Genomic DNA, 9,457 nt, shown 5'->3' with positions numbered 1-9,457 from the left:
GCATATGGATACCGGGATAATGAATACTTCTTCCTGAAGATAAAAGCAGCGTTCCCCGGTAAAACGCGATGAACCTTATTTATACCAGCGCTGTTTGAGTTATACAATAAAGTATTATTTATTGATGCAGATACTATTGTTGAAAGTGATGTTTCTGAACTAATCGATATAGATCTTGGCAATAATCTTGTTGCTGCCGTACGTGATATAGTCATGGAAGGATTTTTAAAATTTGGTGCGATAGCAGATTCTTCTTGCGGAACTATGCCAGCGAGAAAATATCTTATCTCTGTGTTAGGTATGACCCATCCTGAGCAGTATTTTCAGGCAGGAATTATTCTTTTTAATATTGTCCAGATGTCAGCAGAGAATACCTACCAGCGTTTGATTGATGAAATAAAAGACAAGTATTACTGGTTCCTTGACCAGGATATTATGAACAAAGTTTTTTATGATCGTGTCCATTACCTGCCTCTGGAATGGAATGTTTATCATGGAAATGGCAATACAGATGATTTCTATCCTAATCTCCGGTTATCTACCTATCTGGATTTTCTGAAAGCCAGGATGAACCCCAAAATGATTCATTTTGCCGGGGAAAATAAACCATGGAATACTAAAGATGTTGATTATTTTGATAATTTTGAAAGCTATCTTAATTCAACACCCTGGAGCAGTGAATTGACTCAGAGACTATATCCCAGGGTTATCAATAATGTTTACAATGCTCAGGAAAAATATTATTTTAGACAAAAATAAAAAGAAAAATAATGCCGCTAGTTGATCGCTATGCTCCTACAGGAAGCGCACAGCGTAACTTTTTAATTAAATACTATTATAAATTCCGTAGAAAAATTATTGGGTGAACAATGAAAAACCGTAAAAATATCCTTATCGTTGGAGCAGGCCTTTCAGGCGCGGTTATTGCTCGTCAGTTAGCTGAACAGGGGCACAAGGTTAAAGTTATTGACAGCCGGCCACACAGTGCCGGAAATTGTTATAGTGAACGGGATCCTGAAACAGATATTATGGTCCATACTTATGGCCCACATATTTTTCATACGGATAACCAGACCGTATGGGATTATGTCAATCGTTACTGTGAAATGATGCCTTATACAAACAGGGTCAAGGCAACAGTTTTAGATCAGGTTTTTTCATTACCGATTAATTTACATACTATCAATCAATTTTTTAAAACAACCTGCTCTCCGGATCAAGCCCGTAAATTAATTGAAAGCAAGAGTGATCAGTCAATTAAAGACCCTCGCACTTTTGAGCAACAAGCGTTAAAATTTATCGGTAAAGAACTTTATGAAGCTTTTTTTAAAGGATATACCATCAAACAGTGGGGGATGTCTCCGGATGAGTTACCTGCATCCATTCTTAAGCGTCTTCCGGTAAGATTTAATTATGATGATAATTACTTTAATCATAAATATCAGGGCATGCCAAAAGAAGGCTATACTGTTCTGATCGATAATATATTAAATCATCCTGGTATTGAGCTTGAACTTAATCATCATTATCAGCCTTCTGATGCCGAAAACATTGATCACCTTTTCTTTACCGGGCCTCTGGATGCTTATTATAATTTTGTATATGGCCGCCTGGGATACAGGACTCTTGATTTCGAAACGGTCAGGTGTGACGGTGACTATCAGGGAACAGCGGTAATGAATTATTGCTCGGAAAATGTACCCTATACTCGTATTACAGAACATAAATATTTTTCTCCCTGGGAAAAACATAGCGGTTCTGTATGTTACAAAGAATACAGCAGGAAATGTGAGGCCGATGATACGCCATACTATCCGATTCGTCAGGTCGGTGAAATGGAAATGCTGGAGCGCTATCTGGTATTGGCAGAAAATGAAAAAAAAGTGACTTTTACCGGCAGACTGGCGACGTATCGTTATCTTGATATGGATGTTACAATTGCTGAAGCACTTAATGTGGCAGAAACGTATCTGTCTTCCATCGCAGCAGATACGGTTATGCCTGCATTTACGGTAAAAGTCAGATGAAGATGGTCAGTCTGATTGTAACCTATAACCGGTGTAAAAAACTGCAGACTACCCTGGAAACCACACTCGCTCTGGCCTTCGATGCTGTTGTGGTGGTTAATAACCATTCTGATGACGGGACTGCGGAGTTCCTCAATGCACAACATGATCCAAGGTTGTATATTATAAACGCTGACTCTAACCAGGGGGGAGCTGCGGGTTTTGCACTGGGCGCAGAATTTATTGCGCAAAATTTGCAAACAGACTGGGTCGTTTTTTATGATGATGATGCATTTCCGGACAATGATTTTATTGACCGCTTCTCCGAAATCTGTTGTCCGGAATACTCTGTTTATTGCGCTAAAGTTGTCAACCGGCAGAATCAGATATGTAAGATGAACATTCCCTGGAGAACGCATCAGGCAACAATCACTCATACCCTCAGATATCTGTTTAATCCGCAGTTTTTTTTACCGGATGAAAATCAGTCTTCGGAGGTCTCTACTTTTTCTTTCGTTGGTTGCGTTGTTAGTTTCCGGTTGTTAAAAGAAACATACCAGTTAATTGATAAAGATATATTTATATATTTCGATGACGTCTTCTATTCATTCAAACTTCATAGCCAGGGATATAAGATACTTTACCACCCAGGGCTATTGGTTTACCATGATATAGATACTTCCTCAGGGCGTAAAATACCCCCCTGGAAAATATATTACCTGATAAGAAATATGATACTTTCAAGATATATATTGAAGGATAATGTCATTTTCAGTCGCACTGCCATCAGTCTTCGTGTTTTTAAGTACTTTATTTTATCTTTGAAAGAGAATGAAAGAAAGAGAAGTCTCTGCTACATATTTAAAGCCGTACGTGACGGAGTGTTAAATCGAAGGGTAATAATCTGAACTATATGACAGAGAAATTATTCTATGAATAAAATTTGTTACTTTATAAACTCGGACTGGTATTTTAATCTTCATTGGTTAGATCGAGCTCTGTCAGCAAAAGAGAATGGTTTTGAGGTTTTTATTATTACCAGATTTCATGGTGATGAATATTTTTATAAGTTTTCAGAGTTAGGTTTTCGCTGTTACAGATTGCCGCTTAAAGAGCGTTCTTATAATTTTTTTGGTTTTTTTTATAGTGCTATCAGAGCATTTTATTTCCTAAGGCAAATAGGGCCTTCAGTCTTACATTGCATCACAATAAAACCAATTATTATTGGCGGGTTGTATTCAAAAATAAAATCAAAGCCTATGGTAGCAAATTTAGTTGGCCTGGGCAGGGTGTTCAATGCGGCTGGTTTCTGTCGAAAGTGGCTTAAAAAAATTGTTTGCTCGGTATATTCTTATATTTTTTCAAACAATAAAAGTCGTATTGTATTTGAACATGATGCTGATTTCCAAACCTTTAGGGAATGTGTAAAGTTTCCGGAGGAAAATGCAGTTATTATTGATGGCTGTGGTGTTGACATAAAGATGTATAGTTTCTCATATGAAAATGAAAATGATATCCCGATTGTTTTCTTTGCCAGCAGAATGCTGCATAATAAAGGTCTGTCTACGCTGATAAATATAAAAAACAAGTTATCCATAGAAAATATCAATTTCAGGTTATTAGTCGCAGGTATTTTAGTTGATGACGATCCTGATGCAATTAAATCTGCTGAAATTCAACAATGGGTGAATAGCGGAGATATTGAATGGCTTGGCACACGTAATGATATTGATACCCTCATTGCGCAGTCTAACATCGTTGCGTTACCCACACTTTATCCGGAAGGCGTACCACGCATATTGATTGAAGGTGCTGCGAAGGGGAGAGCATGCATTGCTTATGATAGTGGTGGTTGTAAAAGCATCGTTATTGACAATGTTACCGGTTATCTTATCACCGAAAGGTGATGAAGCGATTTTTTGTTCAAAATTAAAAAAATTATTACAACATAAGTCTCTCAGACAGTCGATGGGGGAAAAGGGTCGCGAACTTGTCATCGAAAAATTTTCATCCGATGATGTTATCGCAAAAACGATAAACATTTATAAGACCTTCAGAAAGTAATGGTCGAATTTTATTCACAGTAAGCATTTTTGACTTAAAACTGTCCATTGAAATTGTTTGTGAGTATTGATACGGACGCTGATTGTTCGAATTGTGCGGAATTACTGGTTAATTGTACAGGATGCTGGTAGTTTTAATTTAAATTTTCTCATTCATCATTACATTATAGTCTCAATGAATGTTACCTGAGTTGATCTGACAGGAGTAGATAATGTCCAAGCAACAAATCGGTGTAGTAGGTATGGCAGTGATGGGCCGTAACCTGGCTCTGAATATTGAAAGCCGCGGTTATACCGTTTCTGTATTTAACCGTTCACGTGAAAAAACAGATGAAGTGATTGCTGAAAATCCGGGCAAAAAACTGGCACCTTACTACAGTGTCGAAGAGTTTGTTGAATCCCTGGAAAAACCACGCCGTATCCTGTTAATGGTGCAGGCGGGTGAAGCGACCGACAAGACCATCGCATCTCTGACTCCGCATCTGGATAAAGGCGATATTCTTATCGATGGCGGTAACACTTTCTATAAAGACACTATCCGCCGTAATAAAGAACTGTCTGACCAGGGCTTTAACTTTATCGGTACCGGCGTTTCCGGCGGTGAAGAAGGTGCTCTGAAAGGCCCTTCAATTATGCCTGGTGGTCAGAAAGAAGCTTATGAGCTGGTTGCTCCTATCTTTGACAAAATTGCGGCCCGTGCAGAAGGCGAAGCCTGTGTTGCCTATATCGGTCCTAACGGTGCCGGTCACTATGTGAAAATGGTGCACAACGGTATCGAATACGGTGATATGCAGCTAATTGCTGAAGCCTATTCCCTGCTGAAAGGGGCTTTGGGCCTGAGCAACGAACAGCTGGCTGAAACTTTCAGTGAATGGAACACCGGTGAACTGAACAGCTACCTGATCGATATTACTAAAGATATCTTCACTAAAAAAGATGAAGAAGGTAACTACCTGGTTGATGTGATCCTCGACGAGGCCGCTAACAAAGGAACCGGTAAATGGACCAGCCAGAGCTCTCTGGACTTAGGCGAACCACTGTCACTGATCACTGAATCTGTTTTTGCCCGTTACCTGTCTTCCCTGAAAACTCAGCGTGTAGCCGCTTCTAAAGTACTGACCGGCCCGGTTGCTAAAACAGTTTCCGGCGATAAAGCTGAGTTTGTTGAAAAAGTACGCCGTGCACTGTACCTGGGCAAAATCGTTTCTTATGCTCAGGGCTTCTCACAGCTGCGTGCTGCTTCAGAGCAGTATCAGTGGGATCTTAACTACGGTGAGATTGCTAAAATCTTCCGTGCCGGTTGTATTATCCGGGCTCAGTTCCTGCAGAAGATTACCGATGCGTATGCTGAAAATGCAGAGATCGCTAACCTGCTGCTGGCACCGTACTTTAAGAATATTGCCGACGAATACCAGCAGGCGCTGCGTGACGTTGTGGCTTATGCGGTTCAGAATGGTATTCCTGCGCCGACGTTCTCTGCGGCGATTGCTTACTATGACAGCTATCGTTCAGAAGTGCTGCCGGCTAACCTGATTCAGGCACAGCGCGACTACTTCGGTGCTCATACTTATAAGCGTACCGATAAAGAAGGTGTATTCCACACCGAATGGTTAGATTAATCATCCTTAGAACGCCCTGATATGAAATAATCTTATAAAGCTGCACCATTCATATTATATTAAACGGCTTTCAGAAACCGGTCCGGTATTTTACCGGACCGGTTTTTTTTGTACCAAAAAACCCCAGCTAAGCTGGGCTGTTGGGGTAATCCCCCCGAAAAATCGGTGTGTTCATAAGTAGAATTTTCTACTAACCTGAATTCAGGGAGGATTTCTATGGACCGAAAGGGCAGCGAAGCTCACCGGTCACGTTTTACTGACAGCCAGATCATCGCCATTCTTAAGCAGGCGAAAGCGGGTACTTCGGTTCCGGAACTGCGTCGGGAACATGGCATTAGCAGTGCCAGTTTTTATAAATGGCGTTCAAAGTTTGGCGGGATGGATGCTGCCCTAATGTCTCGCCTGAAAGACCTGAAAGACCTGAAAGACCTGAAAGACCTGAAAGACCTGAAAGACCTGAAAGACCTGAAAGAAGAAAACCGTCGTCTCAAAAGTATGTATGCCGAAAAGCGGCTGAAGTCTGAAATCATTCAGGAAGCCAGTGTTCGTCAGGTCTGCCGGATCTTTGCTGTCAGTGAATGTTGTTATCGTTTTTGCGCCGACATACCGACGGCAGGTATTCTATGAAGAGAAGTGCAGAGGCATGGGTAGAATTTTGAGAAAGTTATGCGAATGGTAAAATGTATATATCCTTGAAGCGGAATGCTGTGCAGATCACATCCATATGTTTCCTGAGGTGCTTCAGTGTCAGTGGGTTATTCTGAACTTCTGCTTTGCCACGGGACTCCTGCGTTGTCAGAGAATACGTGATCTGACCTCTCAATTCAGAAAAAGTTCGATTTATTGAACAAAGCCGCTGAAGTTAAATTAATTACGTGTTTGTGGGATGATTCTCAGTGATATTTTAATTATTATAGCATATGATTTTAATAGAATATAAACCTTGCTGGTCAGATATGACATGGTAAAATTTCAGGGGTATATACTATGTATTTAACGAAAGTTACAGCAATTATTACCACATATAATACTGAAGGTTATATAGCGGAAACAATTAATAATATCTCGAAGCAAACGCTTTCTGATATTCAGGTGATCATTGTTGATGATTATTCGACTGACTCTACAATTCAGATTATTAATGAAATATGCCGAAATGATCCCCGATTTTTAGTACTGGTCAATGAAGATAATCGGGGGGCAGGTTATTCCAGAAACCGAGGGCTTCAATATGCACACGGTGAATATATTATTTTTCTGGATGATGATGATATTTATAGTCTTGATATGCTTGAAACTGCGTATAAACAGGCAAGTGATAACAATGCAGATATCTTAGTTTTCCGTAGCAATAATCTTGATGATGATAGTGGTATTGTTACTGAAACAGCATGGACGATTGCCAGTGATTCACTACCGGAGGAAAAAAAATTTAATGCATTACAGATGAAAAATAATTTTTTCCGTAATTTTATCTGGTGGGCATGGGATAAGCTAATTAGCCATGAACTCATCATTCGCAGCGGGTTAAAATTTCAGGAAATTCGGACAACTAATGACCTCTATTTTGTTTGTGCAATAATGTTACAAGCTGAAGAAATTACTGTATGTGATGATATATTAATTACTCACCGAGATAACAGAGCTGGGTCATTATCCAATACTCGGGAAATTTCTTACTATTGTTCACTGGAAGCGATAAAAAAATTAGATGATTTTCTGACCCGGCACCCTGAGTTATATCCATTGCGGAAGAATTATAATAACTACAGTGTTGAATTTTTAAGCTGGAGTTTATCAACATTAAAAAGCTGGGAAGCATATGAAAAATTTTATATGTTAATCCGGTCTTTCTACCAACAGTCTCCGTTGCTGTCAGCAAGTGATTTTGAATCTGATTATCTGGCAGAACAATACCAGCATTTTATATCCGGTACTCCTGAGCATATGCTAATGGCCCTGAAATGCCGGCTGGAGCAGGATGTCAGGCATACCCATCAACTTAATACCCATAACCAGAATCAGCTGAACAAGAATCAGAAAAATCTCGATAAGATGATTACAGTGACTGAAGAGTATAAATATCAGCTGCAACTACTTGAAGGGCAAAAAAATGAGATGGTTCAGGCCCTGGGACAGCATATAGAACAGAAATCTCAGCTTGAACAGGAATTACAGCATACTGAGGATCAAAAACAACGGTTTGAGACACAAACAAAACAGTATCAGGAAGAGCTGGGACGTTTACAAAATAGTTTTTGCGGGAAACTAATTTTATTGTTATCCGGAGAGAGTAAGAGTTAATCGTATAGCCATTCTCAGGTAATCAGTCATGAAATTGCAGTGCTGTTCTCTGATCTCAGGACAAAAGTTGTCAGACGGTTACCGGCCGTTTAAAACCTTTTGTCCCCGGAGGAGAAATGCGGACACGGGAGATTTTTCATTAGCCGATGCAATTATCCATCATAAGCATGGTGGTTGTTGCCCGAAGCAGAGTAATCTCTTCATTTCTAATCGGTAGATTACCGGCGATTATCTCGGATGTTGGACTGAAAGACTGGCTGAAACCTCCGGTGATGCCGGAGGTTACTGTAGTAATAACTGATAGCGTTGAGTGTTTTATGGCACCAGTAACGGTCCTTCCCTGCGTGCAGTCCCCCCTGCCAGTCTGACGACCAGCAGGCCTGCGGTGGCAAATCTGACCCAGTGGCGGGCGTAAAGTAATCCGTCCTGCTGACAGACCAGCGGCGTCAGCTGGTCACTGATGGGGTCGAGGATTTCGGCGACCACTTCACCGGCGCGGATCCATTCGCCGGGCTGCCGGGTGTAAAGAATAACCCCGGCATGAGGGGCGGTCAGATACTCACAACCCGCCAGCGGTGCAGCCAGCGGAGCGGGCCCGGACGGGAGTGGCGGTCTTTCACCCTCAATATATCCCAGGGCAATCAGCCCGTTAATTATTGCCTGTGCATCTGTTTTAGCCTGCTGATGGCTGACATCCCGCGCACCGCGCAGTTCGAGGGTCACCGGTTTTAATGGTTCCGGTAACGGATAGTGGTCAGCGAAACGTTGTTGCAGCAAATACCAGGGTTCTGCACAGGCTTCGTCAAAGGGTTCTCCGCCGGATATACCGGCAATCAGTGCGGTCCGGCAGCCCAGATAGTGCCCCAGTACTTCAATTTCCGGCCAGGCCTGCGGGGTGGTATATAAATGGGAAACAGCTTCCCAGTCACAATGCATATCAATCATTAGGTCAGCTTTACAGGCCATACGCATCAGAATGGCACGTTGTGACTGCAGCTCAGTCCCGGGAGTATAACTGTCAAAATAACGGTCAATAGCCTGACGGATAACCTGTTTATTTTCCGTAGCATCCTGACCTAAACAGGGCTCTGCCAGCACTGCCAGTTGTTCCCCGATAGCCGGAAACTGACGGTTAAAATCCTGCCCGCTGTTACTTTCAAACCGGCCCAGTGGCTGCCCTTGCAGTTGCTGAGAAAAACCGATCGGATTAGCCACAGGCACCAGGGTGATTTTAGCCCGTAGCCTGCCGAGACTCTCGAGGCTGCTCAGGGCATGTTTCAGATACCAGGCGACGGCGACGCCCGGCAGTTCGTCACTGTGCAGTGCGGCCTGAATATAAATTTGCTGCTGGTCATTATCACCGAATTCATAACTGTCAATGTACCGCCGGGTACCGAAAGGGGAAGAATGTATCGGATAGCTGTGATGTTTCATGGGTAACAGTCCTGGCTCAGCGTAGCCCGTG

The 9,457-nt window shown here is 41.9% G+C and carries 7 protein-coding genes and 2 pseudogenes; 8 read left to right on the top strand and 1 reads right to left on the bottom strand.

The window, feature by feature from the left end; genetic code table 11:
- Positions 1 to 81 precede the first annotated feature (81 nt).
- The 8 genes and pseudogenes from JK211_RS12460 (at position 82) to JK211_RS12425 (ending at position 7,992) form a co-directional block, all read left to right on the top strand.
- Complete coding sequence (locus tag JK211_RS12460) at positions 82 to 759, top strand: glycosyltransferase family 8 protein (protein ID WP_371734636.1); 678 nt, start codon at positions 82 to 84, stop codon at positions 757 to 759.
- A gap of 110 nt (positions 760 to 869) precedes the next feature.
- Entirely contained in the window at positions 870 to 2,027 is a 1,158-nt protein-coding gene (gene glf, locus JK211_RS12455; protein WP_212709002.1) for a UDP-galactopyranose mutase, read from the top strand.
- Positions 2,024 to 2,914, top strand: coding sequence for a glycosyltransferase (locus JK211_RS12450; RefSeq protein WP_212709001.1), 891 nt, complete (start codon positions 2,024 to 2,026; stop codon positions 2,912 to 2,914). The genes glf and JK211_RS12450 overlap by 4 nt, the downstream gene beginning before the upstream one ends.
- 24 nt (positions 2,915 to 2,938) lie before the next feature.
- On the top strand, positions 2,939 to 3,913 hold the full coding sequence (locus tag JK211_RS12445) for a glycosyltransferase family 4 protein (protein ID WP_212709000.1): 975 nt from the start codon (positions 2,939 to 2,941) through the stop codon (positions 3,911 to 3,913).
- Between the two features lie 368 nt (positions 3,914 to 4,281).
- Positions 4,282 to 5,688 (top strand): NADP-dependent phosphogluconate dehydrogenase, encoded by a 1,407-nt coding sequence (gene gndA / locus JK211_RS12440; protein ID WP_212708999.1) that lies wholly within the window; start codon positions 4,282 to 4,284, stop codon positions 5,686 to 5,688.
- Positions 5,689 to 5,904: 216 nt separating this feature from the next.
- Positions 5,905 to 6,282: pseudogene (locus JK211_RS12435) on the top strand (transposase); the annotation flags it as partial.
- A pseudogene (locus JK211_RS12430) lies at positions 6,230 to 6,427 on the top strand (transposase); the annotation flags it as partial. The pseudogenes JK211_RS12435 and JK211_RS12430, both read left to right, overlap by 53 nt.
- 248 nt (positions 6,428 to 6,675) lie before the next feature.
- Positions 6,676 to 7,992 (top strand): glycosyltransferase family 2 protein, encoded by a 1,317-nt coding sequence (locus JK211_RS12425; RefSeq protein WP_212708998.1) that lies wholly within the window; start codon positions 6,676 to 6,678, stop codon positions 7,990 to 7,992.
- Between the two features lie 315 nt (positions 7,993 to 8,307).
- On the opposite strand, the gene JK211_RS12420 is transcribed toward JK211_RS12425, so the two are convergent.
- The gene (locus tag JK211_RS12420) at positions 8,308 to 9,426 is read right to left on the bottom strand and encodes a succinylglutamate desuccinylase/aspartoacylase family protein (protein WP_212708997.1); all 1,119 of its coding nucleotides are present in this window, start codon (positions 9,424 to 9,426) and stop codon (positions 8,308 to 8,310) included.
- Positions 9,427 to 9,457 lie beyond the last annotated feature (31 nt).

This window comes from Tatumella sp. JGM130, from assembly GCF_018257525.1.
Classification (GTDB): Bacteria; Pseudomonadota; Gammaproteobacteria; order Enterobacterales; family Enterobacteriaceae; genus Tatumella; species Tatumella punctata.
The sequence above is the reverse complement of the archived record's forward strand: the minus strand, read 5'-3'. Positions and strand labels throughout refer to the sequence as shown.

Coding starts and splice junctions, on each gene's coding strand:
- gndA (WP_212708999.1), top strand. CDS start 4,282: ATGTCCAAGCAACAAATCGGTGTAGTAGGTATGGCAGTGATGGGCCGT.
- glf (WP_212709002.1), top strand. CDS start 870: ATGAAAAACCGTAAAAATATCCTTATCGTTGGAGCAGGCCTTTCAGGC.
- JK211_RS12445 (WP_212709000.1), top strand. CDS start 2,939: ATGAATAAAATTTGTTACTTTATAAACTCGGACTGGTATTTTAATCTT.
- JK211_RS12420 (WP_212708997.1), bottom strand. CDS start 9,426: ATGAAACATCACAGCTATCCGATACATTCTTCCCCTTTCGGTACCCGG.
- JK211_RS12450 (WP_212709001.1), top strand. CDS start 2,024: ATGAAGATGGTCAGTCTGATTGTAACCTATAACCGGTGTAAAAAACTG.
- JK211_RS12425 (WP_212708998.1), top strand. CDS start 6,676: ATGTATTTAACGAAAGTTACAGCAATTATTACCACATATAATACTGAA.